The 22883-nt window shown below is 70.9% G+C and carries 18 protein-coding genes and 1 pseudogene; 10 read left to right on the top strand and 9 right to left on the bottom strand.

Going from position 1 to position 22883, the window contains the following annotated elements; all coding sequences use genetic code 11:
* Positions 1 to 142 precede the first annotated feature (142 nt).
* Both ACFY1J_RS09435 and ACFY1J_RS09430 read left to right on the top strand, forming a co-directional pair.
* Positions 143 to 859, top strand: a complete 717-nt coding sequence (locus ACFY1J_RS09435) for an ABC transporter permease (protein WP_390731026.1) — start codon at positions 143 to 145, stop codon at positions 857 to 859.
* Between the two features lie 74 nt (positions 860 to 933).
* The gene (locus ACFY1J_RS09430; protein WP_390711410.1) at positions 934 to 1944 is read left to right on the top strand and encodes a heme A synthase; all 1011 of its coding nucleotides are present in this window, start codon (positions 934 to 936) and stop codon (positions 1942 to 1944) included.
* Between the two features lie 22 nt (positions 1945 to 1966).
* Here the strand turns inward: ACFY1J_RS09430 and ACFY1J_RS09425 are convergent.
* The 4 genes and pseudogenes from ACFY1J_RS09425 to ACFY1J_RS09410 form a co-directional block, all read right to left on the bottom strand.
* Positions 1967 to 2703, bottom strand: a pseudogene (locus ACFY1J_RS09425) (nucleotidyltransferase).
* An 18-nt stretch (positions 2704 to 2721) separates the two neighbouring features.
* Complete coding sequence (locus tag ACFY1J_RS09420; RefSeq protein WP_390711412.1) at positions 2722 to 3828, bottom strand: amidohydrolase family protein; 1107 nt, start codon at positions 3826 to 3828, stop codon at positions 2722 to 2724.
* 96 nt (positions 3829 to 3924) lie between these two features.
* Positions 3925 to 4257 (bottom strand): hypothetical protein, encoded by a 333-nt coding sequence (locus ACFY1J_RS09415; protein ID WP_390711413.1) that lies wholly within the window; start codon positions 4255 to 4257, stop codon positions 3925 to 3927.
* Between the two features lie 133 nt (positions 4258 to 4390).
* Positions 4391 to 5359, bottom strand: coding sequence for a heme o synthase (locus tag ACFY1J_RS09410; RefSeq protein WP_390711414.1), 969 nt, complete (start codon positions 5357 to 5359; stop codon positions 4391 to 4393).
* Between the two features lie 385 nt (positions 5360 to 5744).
* Here ACFY1J_RS09410 and tkt point away from each other — a divergent pair, with 385 nt between their 5' ends.
* From tkt to pgl, 5 genes are read left to right on the top strand one after another with little or no spacing between them, the layout of a single operon-like run.
* Complete coding sequence (gene tkt, locus ACFY1J_RS09405; RefSeq protein WP_390711415.1) at positions 5745 to 7832, top strand: transketolase; 2088 nt, start codon at positions 5745 to 5747, stop codon at positions 7830 to 7832.
* A 33-nt stretch (positions 7833 to 7865) separates the two neighbouring features.
* The gene (gene tal / locus ACFY1J_RS09400) at positions 7866 to 8984 is read left to right on the top strand and encodes a transaldolase (protein WP_390711416.1); all 1119 of its coding nucleotides are present in this window, start codon (positions 7866 to 7868) and stop codon (positions 8982 to 8984) included.
* Between the two features lie 4 nt (positions 8985 to 8988).
* Positions 8989 to 10512 carry a glucose-6-phosphate dehydrogenase gene (gene zwf / locus ACFY1J_RS09395; protein ID WP_390711417.1) on the top strand — a complete coding sequence of 508 codons (1524 nt, stop codon included), beginning with the start codon at positions 8989 to 8991 and terminating at the stop codon, positions 10510 to 10512.
* Complete coding sequence (gene opcA / locus ACFY1J_RS09390) at positions 10509 to 11582, top strand: glucose-6-phosphate dehydrogenase assembly protein OpcA (protein WP_390711418.1); 1074 nt, start codon at positions 10509 to 10511, stop codon at positions 11580 to 11582. Before zwf ends, opcA begins: the two co-directional genes overlap by 4 nt.
* Positions 11579 to 12361: a 6-phosphogluconolactonase gene (gene pgl / locus ACFY1J_RS09385; protein ID WP_390730971.1), complete on the top strand. Its 783-nt coding sequence runs from the start codon at positions 11579 to 11581 to the stop codon at positions 12359 to 12361. The genes opcA and pgl overlap by 4 nt, the downstream gene beginning before the upstream one ends.
* 168 nt (positions 12362 to 12529) lie before the next feature.
* On the opposite strand, the gene ACFY1J_RS09380 is transcribed toward pgl, so the two are convergent.
* The 5 genes from ACFY1J_RS09380 to ACFY1J_RS09360 all read right to left on the bottom strand — a co-directional run bounded on the left by ACFY1J_RS09380 (position 12530) and on the right by ACFY1J_RS09360 (position 19159).
* Positions 12530 to 13369, bottom strand: coding sequence for a carbohydrate ABC transporter permease (locus tag ACFY1J_RS09380; protein WP_390711419.1), 840 nt, complete (start codon positions 13367 to 13369; stop codon positions 12530 to 12532).
* On the bottom strand, positions 13366 to 14727 hold the full coding sequence (locus ACFY1J_RS09375; RefSeq protein ID WP_390711420.1) for an ABC transporter permease subunit: 1362 nt from the start codon (positions 14725 to 14727) through the stop codon (positions 13366 to 13368). The genes ACFY1J_RS09380 and ACFY1J_RS09375 overlap by 4 nt, the downstream gene beginning before the upstream one ends.
* 6 nt (positions 14728 to 14733) lie before the next feature.
* A complete protein-coding gene (locus tag ACFY1J_RS09370; protein WP_390730970.1) occupies positions 14734 to 16062 on the bottom strand; it encodes an ABC transporter substrate-binding protein in 1329 nt (442 codons plus the stop codon).
* 52 nt (positions 16063 to 16114) lie between these two features.
* On the bottom strand, positions 16115 to 17752 hold the full coding sequence (locus ACFY1J_RS09365; RefSeq protein WP_390711422.1) for a glycoside hydrolase family 13 protein: 1638 nt from the start codon (positions 17750 to 17752) through the stop codon (positions 16115 to 16117).
* Positions 17753 to 17887: 135 nt separating this feature from the next.
* On the bottom strand, positions 17888 to 19159 hold the full coding sequence (locus ACFY1J_RS09360) for an ABC transporter substrate-binding protein (protein ID WP_390711423.1): 1272 nt from the start codon (positions 19157 to 19159) through the stop codon (positions 17888 to 17890).
* A gap of 122 nt (positions 19160 to 19281) precedes the next feature.
* On the opposite strand from ACFY1J_RS09360, the gene ACFY1J_RS09355 reads away from it, so the two are divergent.
* The 3 genes from ACFY1J_RS09355 to ACFY1J_RS09345 form a co-directional block, all read left to right on the top strand.
* On the top strand, positions 19282 to 19797 hold the full coding sequence (locus ACFY1J_RS09355; RefSeq protein WP_263207428.1) for a PadR family transcriptional regulator: 516 nt from the start codon (positions 19282 to 19284) through the stop codon (positions 19795 to 19797).
* On the top strand, positions 19794 to 20558 hold the full coding sequence (locus ACFY1J_RS09350) for an ABC transporter ATP-binding protein (RefSeq protein WP_390708995.1): 765 nt from the start codon (positions 19794 to 19796) through the stop codon (positions 20556 to 20558). The genes ACFY1J_RS09355 and ACFY1J_RS09350 overlap by 4 nt, the downstream gene beginning before the upstream one ends.
* 66 nt (positions 20559 to 20624) lie before the next feature.
* The coding region (locus tag ACFY1J_RS09345) for an FtsX-like permease family protein (RefSeq protein WP_390730969.1) at positions 20625 to 22883 on the top strand (2259 nt) is incomplete at its 3' end.

The raw sequence follows: 22883 nt of genomic DNA, 5'->3' as shown, positions 1-22883 counted from the left end.
TTCCGGCCAACACGGCCCTCGGCCGGGGGTCCGGGGGTTGCCCCCCGGGAAGACACAGCCTGGAGCTCACAGGCAAGGAGCTGCGCTCGTGACCACCGTGGGTGCCTACACCCCCAAGCCCGGCGCGGCCCCACTGCCCCGCATGATCGCGGCCCAGTCGGCGCTGGAGACCAGGATGCTGCTGCGCAACGGCGAGCAGCTGCTGCTGACGGTCGTGATCCCGACGCTGCTCCTCGCGCTCTTCAGCTCCGTGGACATCGTCGACACGGGCGCGGGCAAGGCCGTCGACTTCCTCGCCCCCGGCATCCTCGCCCTCGCCGTGATGTCGACCGCCTTCACCGGCCAGGCCATCGCGACCGGCTTCGAGCGCCGCTACGGCGTGCTGAAGCGGCTGGCCTCGTCCCCGCTGCCCCGCTGGGGCCTGATGGCGGCGAAGACGGCGTCCGTGCTGGTCACGGAGGTCTTCCAGGTGCTCCTGCTGATGGTGATCGCCCTCGCGCTGGGCTGGTCGCCGCACGGCAACCCGCTCGCCGTCCTGCTCCTGCTGGTCCTGGGCACGGCCGCGTTCTCCGGGCTCGGTCTGCTGATGGCCGGCACGCTCAAGGCGGAGGCCACGCTGGCCGCCGCCAACCTGGTCTTCCTGCTGCTGCTCATCGGCGGCGGGGTGATCGTCCCGCTGGACAAGTTCCCGCCGGCCGCCCAGGACGTGCTGGGTCTGCTGCCCATCTCCGCACTGTCGGACGGACTGCGGGACGTGCTCCAGCACGGGGCCGGGATGCCCTGGGGCGACCTGGGAATCCTCGCCGTGTGGGCGGTCGTGGGCCTGGCGGCGGCCGGAAAGCTGTTCCGCTGGGAGTGACCCTCCGGGAAAACCCCTCCGGAGTGACCCCTGGGAGTGACCCTCGTGAAAGCGTGCACAAGCGGGCGCCTACGATGGTGCCCGTGCCAAAGCTGACCCGCGCCGACGTCCAGGCGGCCCTGCGCAACCCGCTCGCCTTCATCGCCGAACGCTGGACCCCGCACCCCCGTACGGTCCAGCGGGCGGCCCTCGCCGCTCTCGTCATGGGGGTGATCATCGTGGTCACCGGCGGTGCCGTACGGCTGACCGGCTCGGGCCTGGGCTGCCCGACCTGGCCCACCTGCACCGACGACTCGCTGACCACCACCGGTGCGATGGGCGTCCACGGAGCCATCGAGTTCGGCAACCGCATGCTGACGTACGTGCTGTGCGCGGCCGTCGGCTGGGCGATCATCGCCGCGCGCTCGCAGAAGCCGTGGCGGCGCAGCCTGACCCGGCTCGGGTGGGCCCAGTTCTGGGTGGTCATGGGCAACGCGGTGCTCGGCGGGATCGTGGTCCTGGTCGGCCTCAACCCGTACACGGTCGCGGCCCACTTCCTGCTCTCGTCGGCGCTCATGGCCGTCGCCACGGTGATGTGGCAGCGCACCCGTGAGGGTGACGGGGCGCCGCGTCCGCTGGTCGGCAAGGCGGTCCAGCAGCTGGTGTGGTTCCTGGTCGCCGCGTCCGTCCTGCTCATCGCCGTCGGCACGGTGGTCACCGGGGCCGGCCCGCACGCGGGTGACTCCAGCGAGGTCGACCGGATCCCGATCGACTGGGAGACGGTCGCCAAGCTGCACGCGGTGCTCGCGTGGATCGTGGTGACGCTGACCTTCGCGCTGTGGTTCGTCCTGAAGGCGGTGGACGCGCCCAAGGGTCCGCTGGACCGGACCCGGGAGCTGTTCGTCGTGCTGCTGGCCCAGGGCGCGCTCGGCTATGTCCAGTACTTCATGCATCTGCCCGAGGCCCTGGTCGCCCTGCACATGCTGGGCTCGTCCGTGATGTGGATCTGGGTGCTGCGCGTACTGCTGTCGCTGCGGGAGCGTCCCGACATGACGGCGGACCTGCCCGGCCCCACGGCAGAGGCGCCGATCGGCACGCGCGCGTGAGTCGTCCGTACGCCGTCATGGGTCATCCGTACGCCGTCACGAGTGCGTCGATGGCCGCTCCCAGGTAGCTCCGGGTCAGCTCGCTCCGGCGGGCCGTCCACTCCGGGGTCGGGGGCAGCGGGTCCGCGTATCTGCGGCGCCTGATGTCCTCGACCACCTCGGTCGGCGCGCCGAGGCCGGGCAGCAGATCGAGGGACTCCCGCTTGGAGATCAGCCGGCCCTCGCGCAGGGTGACGGTCGCGCGGGCGAAGGTCACCAGTCCCAGGTCGACCCAGATGTCCTGCTTCCACAGTCGTGCCCTGTCGACGGCGGGCCGCCAGTACTCCCGCTGGTCGCGCACGACGAAGTCGCTCAGCTCCCGGTCGGACACGGGTGGCAGCAGGCCGGCCGGCGGCCGTCCGTGCAGCACCCGGCCGAAGGCGTACAGCTCGCGCCGGGTGACCGGGGTGACCGTGCGCCGCAGGACATGGTCGTGCGCCCAGGTCGGATGCTTGTGGCCGGTGTCGTCGAGCCTGTCCGTACTCGCGTAGCTGCAGTGCAGCTTGGCCGCGAGCGGCTCGACGCGCAGGGCGCGGTGCAGGGTGACGACCTTGCGTACGGTGCTCAGGGTCGGGGGCGCTCCAGCACCGCGATGAGGTCCAGGTCGCTGCGGCCCTCCTGGTAGTCGCCCCCGGCGAGGGAACCGTGTGCCCAGACGGCGACGGGAGCGAGCGGCGCGAGGCTCGTGAGGAACCGGTCGAGTAAGGCGTCGGTCTGCATGCGCCCAGTCTGTACAGCTCAGTCCAACCCGTACACCCGCCGGGCATTTCCGGCCGCGACCAGGTGGGCCACGCGCTGAGCGTCCGTCAGCGACCAGGCACCCTCGGCGACCCAGCCACCCAGCACCCGGCCCAGCGCCTCCCGGAACAACCGCGCGCCCACCACGTGCAGTTCCGGCAGGCCGTGCGCTCCACTGGAGAAGAGGATCTTGCCGAACGGGGCCAGTTCCAGGATCTCGGCGAGGATCGTCGCCGCGCGGGCGCCGGTACGGACGAGCGCGGCGCCCGAGTCGGCGAACACATGCGGAAAGACTCCGGCGAGGTGGGCGGCGTGGCGGTGGTACGGGTAGCCGTGCAGCAGGACCACGTCCGTGCCCAGGCCCGCGGTGGCCCGCACGAAGTCCGTGAGCAGCACCGGGTCCGTACGGTCGATGCGCGCCCCCGGCTCCGCGAGACCGGCGTGCAGCTGGAGCGGCAGCCCCGAGGCGACCGCGATCCACAGCAGATGTCTGAGCAGGACCGGGTCGCTCAGCTCGCCGCCGACCCGGCGCCCCGCCAGCCAGCGGCCAGCGGCTCCGCGCACCTCCCCCGGCCCGGGCGGCTCGGGCGCCAGCGCGAGCCCGTGCCGTACCCCCGCGACGGAGGTGAAGGCGACGGCGTTCGCGGCGGCCCCGTGCACCGACTCGGCGAGGTTGGTGAGGAACGACTCGACGGTCCCGGAGGTGTCGGCGACCTGTTCGGCGAGGAGTTCCAGGCGCACGATCTCGCGTGCCTCGGCGTCACCGGCGGAGGCCATCTCGGCGGGGCCGGTGAGGTCGCCGGGCAGCCCCGTGTCGACCAGATAGGTCGTGATCCCGCTGCCGCGCAGCAGCCGTCGGCCCACCTCCGCGACGCCCAGTTCACGGCGCCGGGCGAGATAGCGGGCGGGCGGACAGTGCGGCTCCAGGCCGAGCAGCGGGGGGCACCAGCGGCGTACGGCGAAGCCCGTCTGGGTGTCGAACAGCGTGGTACCGGGGGCGGGCGGCCCCTCGGTGCGGGCGAGCTGGGCCTCGAACGTGCCGAGTCCCAGCTCCGTCCTCAGTACGCCGTGGCAGTACTGGTCCACCAGGGACGGTGTTGCGATCATCCGGGCTCCCCGTGTGACTGGACCTCGTCCTCTCGAAGGTCCTAACGGGTGAACCGGGTGTCAGGTGTTGCTCGAAGCTCCGGGTGTTGCGGAGCTTCAGTCGTTGCTCGGACCGCCGAGCTGGATTCCGGCCATCCGCTTCCACTCGTAGGGGCCCGTCTTCACCTTGGCGGCGAACTCGCCGTCGAACGCCTCGTGGACGGTGATCCCGGACTTCTGCACGGCCTTCTCGGCGATCTCGTACGAGGGCGCCACCAGGTCGCCCCAGCCGCCGTCCTCGCCGACGAGCACGATCCGGGCGCCGCGCTCACCGATGTAGGCCACCTGGCCCTCGGCACCGCCGTGCGCCTTGGAGAAGGCACTGATCCGCTGCGCGAGCCGCGCCACCTTGCGCTCGGCCTTCGAGTCAACCTGCTGCGTGTCTGCCATGGTCAGGATGCTACCGACGGGTAGATCAAACGGCGACGGGCGGGGTGCGTGGCCTTGACCACGCTCCCCCAAGCTCTCGACTTCGCTCGACCAGGGGGGACCCCCATCGCCCGTCAGGGAAATCTCGGAGGGGTTACCGCAGGAAGGGGTCCACCGCCACCGCGACGAACAGCAGCGACACATAGGTGATGGACCAGTGGAACAGCCGCATCTCCTTCAGCTTCACGCCCGTCACCTCGGCCTTCGCGCGGTTCTGCAGGGCGTGCGCCTCCCAGAGCCACCAGCCGCCCGCGACCAGCGCGACCAGCAGGTAGAACCAGCCGGTGTAGCCGAGCGGGGTCAGCGTCAGCGAGACGGCCACCATCACCCAGCTATAGATCACGATCTGCCGGGCGACGACCTTGTTGGAGGCGATGACCGGCAGCATCGGCACCCCCGCGCGCGCGTAGTCGTCCTTCACCTTCATCGACAGCGGCCAGTAGTGCGGCGGCGTCCAGAAGAACATCACCAGGAAGAGGACGACCGGCGCCCACGACATGGAGTTGGTGACGGACGACCAGCCGATCAGCACCGGCATGCAGCCGGCGATGCCGCCCCACACGATGTTCTGCGACGTACGCCGTTTGAGGATCATCGTGTAGACGACGACGTAGAAGAGGAGCGCTCCGAGCGACAGCCAGGCGGACAGCCAGTTGACCGCGAACCCGAACAGCAGCGTCGAGACGACGGCCAGTGTGATGCCGAAGGCGAGGCACTCGCGCGGGCTCACCACGCCGGTCACCAGCGGACGCTGCGACGTACGGTCCATGACCGCGTCGATGTCACGGTCGATGTACATGTTCAGCGCGTTGGCGCCGCCCGCGGAGAGGTAGCCGCCGATGCACGTGATCAGCACCAGGCCGAGATCCGGCACGCCCTGCTGCGCGAGGAACATCACCGGAACGGTGGTGATCAGCAGCAGTTCGATGATCCGCGGCTTGGTCAGCGCCACGAAAGCCTTCGCACGGGCCCCGAACGGCCGGTGGCTCGGGCTCTGGCTCGCACCGAGCACCCCCGCTGGACGGGATTCGACGGCCGTCACGCACACCCCTGACAGAGACATCCCAGCGAGCCTCCCGTGTGAAGTCCGGGTAAAGGGCTCGCGCGTACCACGCCACTGTAGACGTTGCCCATACCTCGTCCTTCGCGGGGGTGGGGTCGTGTTGGCAGGGGTCGTTCACCTGCTGCTCAGGGCCCTGCTCATCGGTCGTACTGAGGCTCGATTGAGCAGTCAGATGAGCGGCTCCGTATTCATGTGCCGAATGCGATCCGGAATGGCCGGGAGGCGGATCCCCGTAAGGCCCGGCAGTCTGGAATGGCTCGAAAAAATGCACGTCTTCACGGGGGTAGGCTCAGCAAAGGCCGGTGGGCACCCAGTGCACCGGCAGCCGGTGGGCGCGCGCCCGGAAGACCGGCGACCGACTTGTGGAGAGGAGCCCTGACTCAGGGTGAGCACCAAGCCGACCACCACAGACCTCGAGTGGACCGAGCTGGACCAGCGGGCCGTGGACACCGCCCGCGTCCTGGCCGCAGACGCCGTACAGAAGGTCGGCAACGGCCATCCCGGTACGGCGATGAGCCTGGCTCCGGCCGCCTACACCCTCTTCCAGAAGGTGATGCGGCACGACCCGGCCGATCCCGAGTGGGTCGGGCGCGACCGTTTCGTGCTGTCCGCCGGCCACTCGTCCCTGACCCTCTACACGCAGCTCTACCTGGCCGGCTTCGGCCTGGAGCTGGACGACCTGAAGTCCTTCCGCACCTGGGGCTCGAAGACCCCGGGCCACCCGGAGTACGGGCACACCAAGGGCGTCGAGACGACGACCGGCCCGCTCGGCCAGGGTGTCGCCAACGCGGTGGGCATGGCGATGGCCGCCCGTTACGAGCGCGGTCTGTTCGACCCGGACGCCCCGCAGGGTGAGTCCCCCTTCGACCACTTCGTGTACGTCATCGCGGGTGACGGCTGCCTCCAGGAGGGCATCTCCGCCGAGGCGTCCTCGCTGGCCGGCCACCAGGAGCTCGGCAATCTGATCCTGCTGTGGGACGACAACCACATCTCGATCGAGGGCGACACCGAGACGGCCGTGTCCGAGGACACCGTCAAGCGGTACGAGGCGTACGGCTGGCACGTGCAGCGCATCGCCCCGAAGCCGGACGGCGACCTGGACCCGCACGCCATCTACAACGCGATCGAGGCCGCGAAGAAGGTCACGGACAAGCCGTCCTTCATCGCCATGCGCTCGATCATCGCCTGGCCCGCCCCGCACGCGCAGAACACCGAGGCCGCCCACGGCTCGGCGCTCGGCGACGACGAGGTCGCGGCCACCAAGCGCGTCCTCGGCTTCGACCCGGAGCAGACCTTCGAGGTCTCCGACGAGGTCATCGGCCACACCCGCCAGGCCCTCGACCGGGGTGCCCAGGCGAAGGCCGAGTGGGAGAAGTCCTTCCAGCTCTGGCGCGACGGCAACGCCGAGCGTGCCGCCGAGTTCGACCGCATCAGCAAGGGCGAACTGCCCACCGGCTGGGAGGAGAAGCTCCCGGTCTTCGAGCCGGGCAAGGGCATCGCGACCCGCGCCGCCTCCGGCAAGGTGCTGCAGGCGCTCGGCGCGGTGATCCCCGAGCTGTGGGGCGGCTCCGCCGACCTCGCCGGGTCGAACAACACGACCATCGACAAGGACAGCTCGTTCCTGCCGGCGGACAACCCGCTGCCGGAGGCGAACCCGTACGGCCGCACGATCCACTTCGGCATCCGCGAGCACTCCATGGGCGCGGAGATGAACGGCATCGCCCTGCACGGCAACACCCGCATCTACGGCGGTACCTTCCTCGTCTTCTCCGACTACATGCGCAACGCGGTGCGTCTGTCGGCCCTGATGCACCTGCCGGTGACGTTCGTGTGGACCCACGACTCCATCGGCCTCGGCGAGGACGGCCCGACCCACCAGCCGGTCGAGCACCTGGCCTCGCTGCGCGCCATCCCCGGTCTGAACATCGTCCGCCCGGCGGACGCCAACGAGACCGCGATCGCCTGGCGCGAGATCCTCGGCCGCTACACCAAGGAGTTCGGCAAGGGCGCCCCGCACGGCCTCGCGCTGACCCGTCAGGGCGTGCCGGTGTACGAGCCCAACGACGACGCCGCGCGCGGTGGTTATGTCCTGTTCGAGGCCGAGGGCGGCGAGCCGCAGGTCATCCTGATCGCCACCGGTTCCGAGGTGCACGTGGCCGTCGAGGCGCGCGAGCAGCTTCAGGCCGACGGGGTGCCCACGCGCGTGGTGTCCATGCCGTCGGTGGAGTGGTTCGAGGAGCAGGACCAGGGGTACCGGGACTCGGTGCTTCCGCCGTCCGTGCGGGCGCGTGTCTCGGTCGAGGCGGGCATCGGCCTCACCTGGCACAAGTACGTCGGGGACGCCGGCCGCATCGTTTCCCTGGAGCACTTCGGTGCTTCCGCCGACGGCAAGGTCCTCTTCCGGGAGTTCGGCTTCACTGCCGAGAACGTGGCCGCCAAGGCCCGGGAATCCCTCGCCGCCGCCCAGCGCTGACGCTCATATACGACACGTAGGAGATGTAATTCCATGACAGACGCACTCAAGCGCCTCTCCGACGAAGGCGTCGCGATCTGGCTGGACGACCTGTCGCGCAAGCGGATCACGTCCGGCAACCTCGCCGAGCTGATCGACGAGCAGCACGTCGTGGGCGTCACCACCAACCCGACGATCTTCCAGAAGGCGATCTCCTCGGGCGACGGCTACGAGCAGCAGGTCGCGGACCTCGCCGCCCGCAAGGTGACCGTCGACGAGGCCATCCGCATGATCACCACGGCGGACGTCCGAGACGCCGCCGACATCCTGCGTCCCGTCTTCGACGCCACCGAGGGTCAGGACGGCCGTGTGTCGATCGAGGTCGACCCGCGTCTGGCGCACAACACGAAGGCGACGGTCGCCGAGGCCAAGCAGCTGGCCTGGCTGGTCGACCGCCCCAACACGCTCATCAAGATCCCGGCCACCAAGGCGGGTCTGCCGGCGATCACCGAGGTCATCGGCCTGGGCATCAGCGTCAACGTGACGCTGATCTTCTCGCTGGAGCGCTACCGCGAGGTCATGGACGCCTACCTCGCCGGTCTGGAGAAGGCGAAGGAGCGCGGTCTCGACCTCTCGCTGATCCGTTCCGTGGCGTCCTTCTTCGTGTCCCGTGTGGACACCGAGATCGACAAGCGTCTGGACGCGCTGGGCACCCCCGAGGCCAAGGCGCTGCGCGGCAAGGCCGCCGTCGCCAACGCGCGCCTCGCCTACGAGGCGTACGAGGAGGTCTTCTCCTCCGACCGCTGGAACGCGCTGGAGAACGCGGGCGCGAACAAGCAGCGTCCGCTGTGGGCCTCGACCGGTGTCAAGGACCCGGCGTACAAGGACACCCTGTACGTCGACGACCTGGTGGCGCCGAACACGGTCAACACCATGCCGGAGGCCACCCTGGACGCGGTCGCCGACCACGGCGAGATCCGCGGCGACGCCGTCAGCGGCACCTACGAGCAGGCCCGCGCCGAGCTCGACGCGCTGGAGAAGCTCGGGATCTCCTACGACGACGTGGTCCAGGTCCTGGAGGACGAGGGCGTCGAGAAGTTCGCGGCGTCCTGGAACGACCTGCTGAAGTCGACCGAGGCCGTACTGGAGCGCCTCGCCCCCTCGGAGGGCTGAAACCTTGTCGAGCAGCAACCCGCTGCGTGACCCCGCAGACCGACGGCTCCCGCGTATCGCGGGGCCGTCGGGCCTGGTCATTTTCGGCGTCACCGGCGATTTGTCACGTAAAAAGCTGATGCCCGCCGTGTACGACCTCGCGAACCGTGGTCTGCTTCCGCCGGGTTTCTCGCTGGTCGGGTTCGCCCGCCGCGAGTGGGCGAACGAGGACTTCGCGCAGGAGGTCCACGACGCCGTCAAGGAGCACGCCCGCACGCCGTTCCGCGAGGAGGTCTGGCAGCAGCTCATCCAGGGGATGCGCTTCGTCCAGGGCACCTTCGACGACGACGACGCGTTCGAGCGGCTGCGCGCCACCATCGACGAGCTGGACAAGGCACAGGGCACGGGCGGCAACTTCGCCTTCTATCTGTCCGTGCCGCCGCGCTCCTTCCCGGTGGTCATCCAGCAGCTGAAGAAGCACGGCCTGGCCGACCAGGAGGGCGGTTCCTGGCGGCGCGCCGTCATCGAGAAGCCCTTCGGCCACGACCTGAAGTCGGCCGAGGCGCTCAACAAGGTCGTGCACGAGGTGTTCGAGCCGGATCAGGTGTTCCGGATCGACCACTACCTCGGCAAGGAGACCGTCCAGAACATCCTGGCGCTGCGCTTCGCCAACACCATGTTCGAGCCGATCTGGAACCGGTCCTTCGTGGACCATGTGCAGATCACCATGGCCGAGGACATCGGCATCGGCGGCCGCGCCGGCTACTACGACGGCATCGGCGCCGCCCGTGACGTCATCCAGAACCATCTGCTCCAGCTGATGGCACTGACCGCCATGGAGGAGCCCGCCTCCTTCGACGCCGACGCGCTGGCCGCGGAGAAGACCAAGGTGCTCGGCGCGGTACGGCTGCCGAAGGACCTGGGCCGCAGCACCGTCCGCGGGCAGTACGCGGCGGGCTGGCAGGGCGGCGAGAAGGTCATCGGCTATCTGCAGGAAGAGGGCATCGACGGCAAGTCGAAGACCGACACCTACGCCGCGATCAAGCTGGGGGTGGACAACCGCCGCTGGGCGGGCGTCCCCTTCTATCTGCGCACCGGCAAGCGCCTCGGCCGCCGGGTCACCGAGATCGCGGTCGTCTTCCAGCGGGCCCCGCACTCCCCCTTCGACCACACGGCGACGGAGGAGCTCGGGCAGAACGCGGTCGTCATCCGCGTCCAGCCCGACGAGGGCATCACGGTCCGCTTCGGCTCCAAGGTGCCGGGCACCTCCATGGAGATCCGGGACGTGTCCATGGACTTCGCCTACGGCGAGTCGTTCACGGAGTCCAGCCCGGAGGCGTACGAGCGCCTCATCCTGGACGTGCTGCTCGGCGACGCCAACCTCTTCCCGCGCACGGAGGAGGTCGAGCTTTCCTGGAAGATCCTCGACCCGATCGAGGAGTACTGGGACAAGCACGGCAGGCCCGCGCAGTACCCGTCGGGCACGTGGGGTCCCGCGGAGGCCGACGAGATGCTCGCACGAGACGGACGGAGCTGGCGCCGGCCATGAAGATCGACCTCACGGACACCACGGCCAGCAAGATCAACAAGGCGCTGGTGCATGGCCGCCGCGCCATCGGCACCCCGGCCGTGGGCATGGTCCTGACCCTCGTCATCGTCACCGACGAGGAGAACGCCTACGACGCCCTCAAGGCCGCCAACGACGCCTCGCGCGAGCACCCCTCGCGCACGCTGGTGGTCATCAGGCGCGTCTCCCGCTCCCCCCGCGACCGTACGTCGTCCCGGCTGGACGCCGAGGTGCGGGTGGGCGCGGACGCGGGCACCGGCGAGACGGTGGTGCTGCGGCTGTACGGCGAGGTGTCCGACCACGCCGACTCGGTCGTCCTGCCGCTGCTGCTGCCGGACGCCCCGGTCGTCGTCTGGTGGCCGGTGAACGCCCCGCTGGACCCGGCCAAGGACCCGCTGGGCGCCCTGGCCCAGCGCCGGGTCACCGACACCTACGCGGCCGAGCAGCCGGTACGGGAGCTGTCCGCCCGTGCCGACGCGTACACGCCCGGCGACACGGATCTGTCCTGGACCCGCATCACGCCCTGGCGCTCGATGCTGGCGGCGGCCCTGGACCAGGTCCTGTGCGAGGTGAAGGCCGTCGAGGTGGAGGGCGAGGAGTTCAACCCGAGCTGCGAGCTGCTCGCGATGTGGCTGGCCGACCGGCTGAACGTGCCCGTCAAGCGGTCGCTGTCGTCCGGCCCCGGTCTCACCGCGGTCCGTATGGACACCAGCCAGGGCCCGATCGCCCTGGACCGCGCGGACGGCTCGCTGGCCACGCTGTCCATCGAGGGCCAGCCCGACCGTGCGGTGGCGCTCAAGCGGCGTGAGACGGCCGAGCTGATCGCGGAGGAGTTGCGCCGGCTCGACCCGGACGACACCTACGCCTCGGCACTGCGCTACGGCGTGGACCGGCTGACCGGGGTGCCCGGGGTGCCCGGGCAGACGCCCGCCGAGTCTCCCGCCGAGGAGGCCGCCGCGGCGCCCGCGAAGAAGACGGCCGCCAAGAAGGCAACGGCTGCTGCTGCGGCGGCGGCTCAGGCTTCGGCTCCCGCGAAGAAGGCGGCGAAGTGAGCACCCCGCAGCTGGTCGTGCACCACGACAAGGATCTGATGGCGCAGGCCGCCGCGGCCCGGCTGATCACCAAGATCGTGGACGCGCAGTCCTCGCGCGGCTCCGCGTCCGTGGTGCTCACCGGCGGCCGCAACGGCAACGGGCTGCTGGCCGCCCTGGCGGCCGCCCCCGCCCGGGACGCCATCGACTGGGGCCGCCTGGACATCTGGTGGGGCGACGAGCGCTTCCTCCCGGAGGGCGATCCGGAGCGCAACGTCACCCAGGCCCGAGAGGCGCTCCTGGACACCGTACCGCTGGACCCGAAGCGCGTGCACCCCATGCCCGCGTCGGACGGTCCGTACGGCGCCGACGTGGACGCGGCCGCGGCCGGTCACGCGGAGGAGCTGGCCCGCGCGGCCGGTCCGGAGAACCACGGGCTCGTGCCGACCTTCGACGTCCTGCTCCTCGGCGTCGGCCCCGACACGCATGTGGCCTCGCTCTTCCCGGAACTGCCCGCGGTACGGGAGACGGAGCGCACGGTGGTCGGCGTCCACGGCGCTCCCAAGCCTCCGCCGACCCGAGTCACCTTCACCCTTCCGGCGATCCGGTCGGCGCGTGAGGTGTGGCTCCTGGCAGCCGGCGAGGACAAGGCGAACGCCGTGGCGATCGCCCTGTCGGGCGCGGGCGAGATCCAGGCCCCGGCCGCCGGCGCGTACGGCCGCCGACGCACCCTGTGGCTCCTGGACGCGGCGGCGGCCGCCCAGCTGCCACGCTCGCTGTATCCACCGGCGTCACCGTAGTTCCCGGCAACCGCCCCAGGGAGCTCCGGCCGTATCTCAGCCTGTCCGGCGATTGAGGACGAGGCCGTTCAGGCCGATCGAGGGTCCAGGGGGCGGAGCCCCCTGGCGGGGTCGAAGGGGCGGAGCCCCTGGGGATGGGAACGGGTAAGGGCGGCGGGGGCGAGGAAACTACTTCACCGACCCCGCCATCACCCCCTGCACAAAGTGCCGCTGGAACGCGAAGAACACGACCACCGGCACGATCAGGGACAGGAACGCCCCGGGTGCCAGGACGTCGATGTTGCTGCCGAACTGGCGGATCTGCGACTGGAGTTGCACCGTCAGCGGCTGTGAGGAGCTGTCGGCGAAGAGCAGGGCCACCAGCATGTCGTTCCAGACCCACAGGAACTGGAAGATGGCGAGGCTGGCGATGGCCGGGCGGCCCACCGGCAGCACCAGACGGGTGAAGATGCGCCATTCGCTGCCGCCGTCCATGCGAGCCGCCTCCAGCATCTCCTTCGGCATCTCGGCGAAGTAGTTGCGCAGCAGGAACACCGCGAAGGGGAGGCCGTAGGCGACGTGGAAGAGCACGACGCCGGGGATCGTGCCGAACAGGCCCAGCTGTCCGAAGAGTTTGGCGACCGGCAGCAGGCCGATCTGGACCGGCACCACCAACAGGGCCACCACCAGCAGGAAGAGCGGCTCGCGGCCGGGGAAGTCCAGCCAGGCGAAGGCGTATCCGGCGAGCGCGGCGATGACGACGACCAGGGTCGTGGCCGGCACCGAGATCAGCACGGTGTTCCAGAACGCCTGTGTCATACCGGAGTTCTTCAGCAGCGCCGAGTAGTTGTCGAAGGACAGCTGCCCGGGGCTCGTCAGGGTCGTCCACCAGCCGCCCTTGGCCGTGTCCTGCGCCGACCGCATCGAGGAGACGAACAGCCCCGCCAGCGGCGTCAGCCAGACCAGGCCGATCACCACGAGGAACGCCTGGACCAGGCCGTTGCCCAGGCCGCGCCTGATCGCGTTCATCGCTGACTCCTTCGGAAACGGCGGACGTTGAAGACCATCGCGGGGATCACCAGGAGCAGGAGCAGCACACCGAGCGCGCTGCCGAGACCCTGGTTGTTGCCGCCGCCGAAGGACACCAGCCACATCTGCGTCGCGAGCACCGTGGCGTCCTCCTGCACCGGGCCGGGCGCGATGATGTAGACGAGGTCGAAGACCTTCATCACGTTGATGACGAGGGTCACGAACACGACCGTCAGCACGGGGGCGAGCAGCGGCACCGTGATGCGGCGGAAGACCTGCCACTCGTTCGCACCGTCCATCCGGGCCGCCTCCAGCGTGTCCCGTGGCAGGGTCGCAAGACCCGCACCGATCAGGACCATCGCGAAGCCGGTCCAGATCCACAGGTACGCCCCGATGATCGCCGGGGTGACGAGTGCCGGCCCGAGCCAGGAGATGCCCTGGTAGGGCGGCGCGAAGTTTGAGGCCGGCAGCTTGACCAAGTACGAGCCGTCGTCGAGCCCGGCGAATCGGAATGAGCCGTCGGACGCGGTCGTCGTGCTCGCGACGGACCGTCCGTCGCGTGTCGCCTCTACCTTCACGCCGGGCAGCCCGCTCTCCTTCGGGTCAACCCTGCCCTGCTTCCCTCCCCCGCCGGGCGTGAAGTCCAGGTAGACGACGCCGCGCAGCTCGCCGGGGGCCGCCTTGTGCGAGGCCGCCGGACGGGCGGGCGACGCGCCCTCGGGCAGGTCCTTGGGCAGCACGCCGACCAGCCCGAGGGCCACCGAGTCACCCGGGGACAGGGCGGCGTCCGTCAGGTATGAGCCGTCCTGGCCCCGGGTGAGTCCTTGTCCGTCGCGCGCCCGCGCCGTCGGGTACGACGAGGTGCCCTGGAAGGCGTCGTGCACCGAGACCACGGCGGCGTTGAGGACGCCCTTGTTCGGGTCCTCGTCGTAGGCGAGCCGGAAGATGATGCCGGCGGCGAGGAAGGAGACCGCCATCGGCATGAACAGCAGCAGTTTGAACGCGGTGGCCCAGCGGACCTTCTCCACCAGGACGGCCAGGATCAGGCCGAGGCCGGTCAGCAGGGCCGGGGCGACCACGACCCAGATGGCGGTGTTGCGGATGGCCTTGACGGTCGCCGGGTCGCGGAACATCTCGGTGTAGTTGTCGCCGCCGACGAACCGGTTGCCGGACGCGTCGAAGAAGCTGCGTCCGACGGAGAACAGCACCGGGTAGACGACCAGCGCGCCGAGCAGGAGCAGGGCGGGGAAGACGAAGAGCAGGGCGACGATCCGGCCCCGCCGCCGGGTGCGGCGCCTGCGGGTCGCACCGGCGGCGGGCGGGTTCGCCTCTTTGTGTACGAGCGTGGTGGCGGTCATCGAGGGTCAGTCCTGGTAGGCCTTGGCCGCCGCGGACTCCAGCTGCGCCGCGGTGCCCTTCGGGTTTGACGGGTCGCGCAGGAAGTCCTGGAGGAGCTTCCACTCGCCCGCGCCCTTGGTGCCGCCGAAGACCGCGGGTGCCTGGTCGGACATGTCGAAGCGGACCGAATCGCCCGCCTCGACCAGGGACTTGGCGGTCGCGCGGGTGACGTCGTCGCCGTAGGAGGCGAGGTCGAGCTTCTTGTTCGGGGACAGGAAGCCGCCGGCCTTCGCCCAGACGGCCGCGGCCTCCGGGCTCGCGAGGTACTCCAGGAGCTTCATCCCGGCCTTGGCGTTCTTGCCGTCCTTCAGTACGACGGCCGCGTCACCGCCGCTGACCACGGGCGCCGTGCCGCCGTCGACCGCGGGGAACGGGAAGAAGTTCGCGTCCTTGCCGATCTCCTTGTTGAACTGGTCGTGCGCCACACCGGCGACGAAGTCGCCCTCGTAGACCATGCCGGCCTCGGGCTTGGGCCCGAACACCTTCTCCACCGAGCCGGGGAAGTCGGTGTTGAGGGCCTCCTTCTGGCCGCCCGCGATCAGCTGCTTGTCCTTGAACAGCTTGCCGAGCGTGGTGAGCGCCTGGACCACGCTCGGGTCGGTCCACTTCAGCTTGTGGGCGGCGAGGGCGTCGTACTTCTCGGGTCCGGCCTGGGACAGGTAGACGTTCTCGAACCAGTCGGTGAGCGTCCAGCCATCCTGCCCGGCGACGGAGAAGGCGGCGAGGCCGGAGTCGGAGACGGTGTGGCCGGCCTTCAGCATGTCGGCGTAGGTCGTCGGCGGCTTCACACCCGCCTGGGTGAGCGCGTCGGGGCTGTACCAGACCGTCGACTTGTGGGCGGCCTTGAAGTAGAGGCCGTACAGGGTGCCGTCCACGCTGCCGTACTTCTTCCACACGGGCGCGAAGTCGGCGTCGACGGTCTTTTCTGTGGTCGACGAAAGCGGCTTCAGCCAGCCCTTCTTCGCGAACTGCTGGAGCACGCCGACCTGCGGGACCATCACGACGTCGGGGGCGTTGCCGCCCTCGATCTTGCTGCCCACGACGGTGGAGACGTTGTCACCGGTGGACACGAACTGCGTCTTGGCGCCCGTCTTCGCGGCGAACGCGTCGAGCACCTTCTGGAAGTTCTTCTGCTCGCTGCCGGACCAGACGCCGGCCACGGTGACGGTCTGGCCGTCGAGCGCCTTGTCGCCGCCGCCCGCGGAGACCGGGCCGCTGCCGCCGCAGGCGGTCGCGCCGAGCCCGAGGACGAGGGCGGTGCAGCCGGTGAGCAGGGTGGTACGTCGTCGCATCATCGTTGATGTCCCTTCAGGGGTGGGAAACTGACGAGGGTGGAGCGGGGAGGGATCAGAGGTCGGTGCCGTCGCTGATCCACCAGGCGGCCGTGGAGCCGGGGAGCACCCCGGCCGGGCAGGGACCGCTGGACAGCAGGGGTGTGCCGGAGACCGGCGCGGGGGTGGGGGCCGTACCGAAGTTGACGGCGCAGACGAGGTCGTCGCCGCGGACGAAGGCGAGGACGCCGGGTGGGGTGTCCAGCCAGCGCAGGGTGCCTTCTCCCAACTGGGGCAGTGCGGCGCGCAGTTGGAGTCCGTCGCGGTACAGGTGCCAGAAGGAGCGGGTGTCGGCGAGGGCGCGGTCGGTGGCGTACTCGGCGAAGTACGACGGCTGCGGCAGCCACGGCTTGGCGCTCTCGGCGCCGGAGGTGAAGCCGAACGGGGAGGCCTGCCCGGACCAGGGCAGCGGCACCCGGCAGCCGTCACGGATACGGGCGCGGCTTCCGGTGCGGCGGAAGATCGGGTCGGTGAGCACGTCGTCGGGCAGGTCGACGACCTCGGGCAGGCCCAGTTCCTCGCCCTGGTAGATGTACGCGGCTCCGGGCAGCGCCAGCATCAGCAGCGCGGCGGCGCGGGCGCGGGCGGCGCCGAGGCCGCTGCCTTCGGTGGCGGGTTCGCCGTAGCGGGTGACGGTGCGGACCTGGTCGTGGTTGTTGAGGACCCAGGTGACCGTCGAGCCCGTGCCGGCTATGTCCTGCATGGCCTCGGAGATGACCTTGCGGAAGGCGTCGGCGTTCCAGGGGGCGCCGAGCAGGTCGAAGAAGAAGGCCTGGTGGAGCTCGTCCGGGCGGACGTACTCGGCGTGTTCACGGGCCGTGGGGACCGAGACCTCGCCGACCAGCAGCCGCTCGCGGCCGTCGTGTGCCGTGTACTCCTCGCACACCGCGCGCCAGTGCCGCCACACGTCGTGCACCTCGGGCTGGTTCCAGGCGAGCGGGTTGACCGAGTCGCGGCTGCGGGCGTCGGCCTCGGGGTCCGGGGAGTCGGGCAGCTCGGGGTGCTTGTAGAGGCCGGCGGCGACATCGATGCGGAAGCCGTCGACGCCCCGGTCCAGCCAGAAGCGCAGGACGCGGTCGAACTCGGCGGCGACCTCGGGCTCGCGCCAGTTCCAGTCGGGCTGTTCGGGCGTGAACATGTGCAGGTACCACTGGCCGGGGCGGCCGTCCGCCTCGGTGACCCGGGTCCAGGCCGGGCCGCCGAACATGGCGTGCCAGTTGTTGGGCGGCTCGCTGCCGTCCGGGCCGCGGCCGTCGGCGAAGTGGAACCGGGCGCGGGCCGGGCTGCCGGGGGCGGCGGCGAGTGCCTCGCGGAACCACTGGTGCTCGCTGGAGCAGTGGTTGGGGACGATGTCCAGGAGCACCTTGATGCCGAGCCGCCGGGCGGCGGTCACCAGCAGGTCGAACTCGGCCAGGTCGCCGAAGAGCGGGTCGACGCCGCAGTAGTCGGCGACGTCGTAGCCGTGGTCGTGCTGGGGCGAGGGGTAGAACGGGCTCAGCCAGATCCCGTCGACACCGAGCTTCTTGAGGTACGGCAGTCCGGCCCTGACCCCGGCCAGGTCGCCGATGCCGTCGCCGGTGCTGTCCAGGAAGCTGCGGACGTACACCTGGTAGATCACTGCGTCGCGCCACCAGCAGCGGTACTTGCTCAACATGCATGCATGTTAGGTAGGCGTATCACGGAGGTGTCAATGAAGAGAACAGAGGCTACTGCCCAGTTGGGGCAATAAATACGGACTTATTGGGGCACTTCCCCGACAGATGAGATATCCGCGTTACCTAACACGTAACTAGCGGCTGGAGATGTCCGCCAACTCCCGGGCCAGTCGCCGTACCGCCGCCGCAGGCGTCTCGTGCCCGGTCAGCGCGTCGTGCACGACGGCCTGCACCACCAGGCTGACCTGGTCGTAGTGCGGGCTCTTGGGGCGCGGGGCGGCCGCGAGCACGGCGGCGCGCAGGGTCGGCAGATAGGGGAACCGCCGGACCAGTTCGGGGTCGTCGTAGAGCGAGGCGCGCACCGGCGGCAGCGCGCCGCGCGTGAGGACCTGGCGCTGGACGCGCTCACCGGTCAGATACGCGATGAGGCGCGCGGCCGAGTCGGGGTGCCGCGCATGGGTGTTGACGGCCAGGTTGGAGCCACCGAGGACACTCGTGCCGGGTCCGTCCGGGCCCGGCAGCGGTACGGCGCCGACCTCGCCGGCCACCTTGGAGCCCTTGGCCGAGGCGGCGACGTACGCATAGGGCCAGTTGCGCAGGAAGAGCAGCCGGCCGTCCTGGAAGGCCTGCCTGGACTCCTCCTCCTTGTATGTCAGCGCCTGCCGCGGGATCCAGCCCTCGCGCACCCCGCGCGCCAGGAACCCGATGCCCTCGCGGGCCGCGGCGGAGTTCACGGTGACCCGGGCGCCCTCGTCGCCGAGGATCGAGCCGCCCGCCGAATACACGGCCTCGGCCGCGTTGACGGTGAGGCCCTCGTACGGCAGGAACTGGCCCGCGTAGCCGTCGAGCCCGTACTTCGGCGCGATCGTCTTCGCGTCCCGCTCCAGCTCGGCCCAGGTGCGCGGCGGCGGCACACCCTCCTTGGCCAGGACGTCCTTGCGGTACAGGAGCAGTCCGGCGTTGGTGACGTACGGCACGGCGTACAGCTGTCCGTCGTAGGTGGCCGTGTCGACGACCGGCGGCAGGAAGGTCTTCAGCGGGAAGCGGTCGCGCGGCAGCGGGCGGATCCAGCCGGCCCCGGCGAACTCGGAGGTCCAGTTGACGTCGATGTTGAGGACGTCGAAGCGGCTGCGGTCGCCGCCGCGCAGATCGGTGGTCATCTGCGCATGGGTCTCGTCGGCCGAGTCCGGGAGCTCGACGAGTGTGACCTTCTCGGCGGGGTGGGTGCGGTTCCAGCCGTCGAGGAGCGGGGCGAGATAGCCGGTGAGGTCCCCCGCGGTGGCCAGAGTGAGCGGACCGCGGCCACCGCCGCCGCCCTCGTCGGCCCGCGCGCCGGAGGTGACATAACCGGTCAGGACCACGGCGAGGACGAGGAGACCCCTACCGGCGGTGTGGATCCACCGCATAGGTTCCTCCTTGCACACCCGGCACCGGGCAGCCTCGCCCGAATCAGAGGCCATGTATACCTGTTAGGTATGGGCGATACTAGGGCCTGGAGCACATTTGACCGGACAGGAGGACAGCACGAGTGCGCCTTGCCCTCCTGGCACTCCTCGCACGCGGCCCGGCCCACGGCTACGAGCTGAAGCAAGACCTTGAGCAACTGCTGGGCTCCGCGTACCCTCAGCCGAACGTCGGCCAGATCTACGTGACCCTCGGCCGCCTCGAGAAGTCGGGACTGATCGAGGGCGAGGACGTCGAGCAGTCCAGCCGGCCCAACAAGAAGGTCTACCACCTCACCGAAGCCGGGCGTGAGGCGCTGCGCGTCTGGTTCGAGGAGCCCGAGGACGAGCCGCGGGTCCGGGACGAGTTCTTCATGAAGCTCGCCCTCGCCCCGCAGACCGGTCTCGCCGACCAGATCACCCTCATCAACAAGCAACGGCGCCAGTACCTCAACACCATGCGCAACCTGTCGAAGCTGGCCGCGGCCGAGAGCCGGGACAACCGCATAGCCCACCTGCTGATCGAGGGCGCCATGCTGCATCTGCAGGCCGACCTCGACTGGCTGGAGCGGTGCCAGGAGGAACTGGAGGAGATGGAGTGAGCGACCGTCCCGCTCCCGACCACCCCGCTCCTGTGCTGCGCGCCGAGGGCCTGGTCAAGACCCACTACGGCGAGGGCGCGCCCGCGCATGCCGTGCGCGGCGTCGATCTTCGCGTGACGCACGGCGAGTTCGTGGCCGTCACGGGCCCCTCGGGCGCCGGGAAGTCGACGCTGCTGCATCTGCTCGGCGGGCTGCAGCGGCCGGACGCCGGCAGCATCTGGCTGGACGGCGAGTGCACCGACGCCTACAGCGAGGCGCGCTGGGCCGTGGAGCGCAGGAAGCGCATCGGGATCGTCTTCCAGTTCTTCAACCTGGTCTCCAACCTGTCGGTCGCCGACAACGTCGAACTGCCGGCCCTGCTGGCCGGTGTCGCCCCGAAGCGGGCCCGGGCCGAGCGCGAGGAACTGCTGGCCGAGCTGGGCCTTGAGGGCAAGGAGCGCAGCATGCCGGGTGAGCTGTCCGGCGGTGAGCAGCAGCGGGTCGCGCTGGCCCGGGCGCTGGTCAACCATCCGCCGCTGCTGCTCGCGGACGAGCCCGCGGGCAGCCTCGACAGCAAGGGCACCCGTGAGGTCATGCGGCTGCTGTCGCGCTTCCACGGGCGCGGCCAGACCATCGTGCTGGTCACCCATGACGCCCGGCTGGCCAGCGCCGCGGACCGGGTGATCAGCTTCTTCGACGGCCGGATCGCCGACGACGCCGCACTGGACGGCACACCGACCCGGGGTGTCGGGATCTCGGGTGTGCTGGAGCTGAAGGACTGACGACGGTGTACGACGAGATGTCGCGGGCGAGCCGATCCGCCCGGCGCGGGCCGAGGGGCTGAGCCGGTGCGGGCCACCTTGCGCTGGGCGCACTCCGATCTGCGCACGCACCGCGGTGAGGCGCTGTTCATGGTGCTCGCCACCGCCGGCATCGTCGCCTCGCTGCTGCTGGCCACGGCCCTGTTCGGGTACGCGACCAACCCCTGGCAGCGGATCTTCAACCAGGCTCGCGGCGCGCACGTCTGGATCCATGCCTCGACGTCCGCCGACACGGCCAGGCTGGCCCGGCTGGACGGGGTCGAGACCGTCGCCGGGCCCTATGCCACGGAGTCCGTCACCGTCTCCTCGCGCGGCACCCGCGCCTCCGTGGAGCTGCGCTCCACGCCCGAGCGGCTCACCGTGGACCGCCCGCTGCTCACCTCGGGCCACTGGCTGCGGCCCTCGGACCCGAGCGGGGTGGTGCTGGAGAGCCGGCTCGCCCGGGCCCTGCTGGCCGAGCCCGGAGACACGCTGAGTCTGCCCGGCACGGCCCGGACGCTGACCGTCGTGGGCATCGCCGACAGCCCCGAGCCCCGCTACCGCCCCGGCGAGCAGCCGGGGCTGGTGTGGGCGCCGCCCGGCGCCGTGCGCGATCCGGGCGTCCAGGTCGTCGGGCTGCGGCTGACCGACCCCGACGACACGGACTACGCCGTCCAGCGGGCGGTCACCGTGCTGGGCTCCGGCGCGGTCGGCGAGGTCTCCACCTGGCAGCAGGCGCGGGCCGAGGCCCAGGGCGACAGCCGGCTCTTCGGCCAGGTGCTGGGGCTGTTCGGCCTCGGCGCGCTGGCCGCGGCCGGGTTCGCGGTGCACGGTGCGATCGGCACCCGGATCCGGGGCCATCTGCGGGACATCTCGGTGCTCAAGGCGATCGGCCTCACGCCCGGCCAGGTCGTACGGATCTTCCTGCTCCAGCACGTCGCGTACGCCGTCGTCGGCGCCGTGGCCGCGGGGGCGCTGATCCAGGGGCCGGGCCGCCTTGTCCCCGGGCGGCTCGGTGACGCGGTGGCGGTGTGGCAGGGGCTGCCGGGGCAGACCGTGGGCCTGTTCGCGGTGCCCGTCGGCGCGGTCCTGTTCATCGGGCTGACCACCGGGCTCGCGGCCTGGCGGGCCGGGCGGGTGTCGCCGGTGCCGGTACCGCGGCCCGCGCCCCAGTCCGGCGGACGGCTGACCGGCGTGGCCCGGCGCGCCCTCGGACTGCGGCTGCCGCCCGCGTTGGTCCTGGGCTGCCACAAGGTGTTCACCGGGCGCCGCCGGTCGCTGGCCACGGTGGCCCGGCTGGCGCTGCCGCTGCTGCTGATCGTGGTGGCGCTGAGCGCGTGGACCACCATCGACCGGTTCCACAGCAGCCCCGAGCGGATGGGGCTGCCTGCGGCGCTCACCGTCCGGACCGACGGCTCCATGAGCGACGGGGACGCCCGGGCGCTGATGACCGCCGACCACCGGGTCGCCGCCGCCTACCCCGGTGTCGAGGTGCCCGCCCTGGTGCCCGGCCAGACCGCCACGATCGCCCTGCGGGGCCTAGGCACCCGTCAGGACCCGTACCCCTACGCGCTCGCCGAGGGCCGTCGCGCCGGCGGGCCCGACGAGGCCGTGGCCGGGCAGGGGCTGCTCGACCTGCTGGACGTGCGTGTCGGCGACTGGGTGCGGATGACCGTGGGCGACCGGCCGCAGATCCTGCACATCGTGGGCCGCAGCATCGAACCGGAGAACGCCGGCCGGGTCGTCTCCACCTCGCTGGACACCCTGCGCGAGAACGATCCGCAGCTGGCCCCGACCCTCTACCAGCTGCGGCTGCAAGCGGGCGCCGACCCGCACCGGGTCGCGGCCGACCTGGCCACGGCCGGCCGTGGGCACCTCGACGTGCACGCCGTGCCGAACCCGGCCGACGGGCTGTCCCCGCTGCGCGGAGTCGTCGCCGGGCTGGTGGCCGTCCTCGCCCTCATCGGGGCCGTCGAGCTGCTCACCGCGATCGGCGGGACCGTCCGCGAGAGCGAGCGGGACCTGCTGGCGCTCAAGGCGATCGGCATGTCCCCGCGGCAGATCACCGCGATCACGGTGACAGCGACGAGCTGCACGGCCCTGGCCGCGGTCCTGGCCGCCACGACGCTGGGCCTGCCCCTGGCCCGCCGGCTGATCGACGCCCAGGGCAGCGCCAGCGGCATCGGCGCCGGAATCGCCCAGTCCCCCTCCCCCGGCCTCCTCACCGCACTCGGCACGGCAGCAGTCCTGGGAGCCGCAACCCTCTCGGCCCTACCCGCAGCCCGAGCAGCCCACCACCGACTGGCA

Origin of the sequence: Streptomyces sp. NPDC001406 (assembly GCF_042895285.1) — a bacterium.
Classification (GTDB): domain Bacteria; phylum Actinomycetota; class Actinomycetes; order Streptomycetales; family Streptomycetaceae; genus Streptomyces.
This window is presented reverse-complemented; position numbering and strand designations above follow the sequence as displayed.

Coding starts and splice junctions, on each gene's coding strand:
- ACFY1J_RS09435 (WP_390731026.1), top strand. CDS start 143: ATGATCGCGGCCCAGTCGGCGCTGGAGACCAGGATGCTGCTGCGCAAC.
- ACFY1J_RS09430 (WP_390711410.1), top strand. CDS start 934: ATGGTGCCCGTGCCAAAGCTGACCCGCGCCGACGTCCAGGCGGCCCTG.
- ACFY1J_RS09420 (WP_390711412.1), bottom strand. CDS start 3,828: ATGATCGCAACACCGTCCCTGGTGGACCAGTACTGCCACGGCGTACTG.
- ACFY1J_RS09415 (WP_390711413.1), bottom strand. CDS start 4,257: ATGGCAGACACGCAGCAGGTTGACTCGAAGGCCGAGCGCAAGGTGGCG.
- ACFY1J_RS09410 (WP_390711414.1), bottom strand. CDS start 5,359: ATGTCTCTGTCAGGGGTGTGCGTGACGGCCGTCGAATCCCGTCCAGCG.
- tal (WP_390711416.1), top strand. CDS start 7,866: ATGACAGACGCACTCAAGCGCCTCTCCGACGAAGGCGTCGCGATCTGG.
- opcA (WP_390711418.1), top strand. CDS start 10,509: ATGAAGATCGACCTCACGGACACCACGGCCAGCAAGATCAACAAGGCG.
- ACFY1J_RS09380 (WP_390711419.1), bottom strand. CDS start 13,369: ATGAACGCGATCAGGCGCGGCCTGGGCAACGGCCTGGTCCAGGCGTTC.
- ACFY1J_RS09375 (WP_390711420.1), bottom strand. CDS start 14,727: ATGACCGCCACCACGCTCGTACACAAAGAGGCGAACCCGCCCGCCGCC.
- ACFY1J_RS09370 (WP_390730970.1), bottom strand. CDS start 16,062: ATGATGCGACGACGTACCACCCTGCTCACCGGCTGCACCGCCCTCGTC.
- ACFY1J_RS09365 (WP_390711422.1), bottom strand. CDS start 17,752: ATGTTGAGCAAGTACCGCTGCTGGTGGCGCGACGCAGTGATCTACCAG.
- ACFY1J_RS09360 (WP_390711423.1), bottom strand. CDS start 19,159: ATGCGGTGGATCCACACCGCCGGTAGGGGTCTCCTCGTCCTCGCCGTG.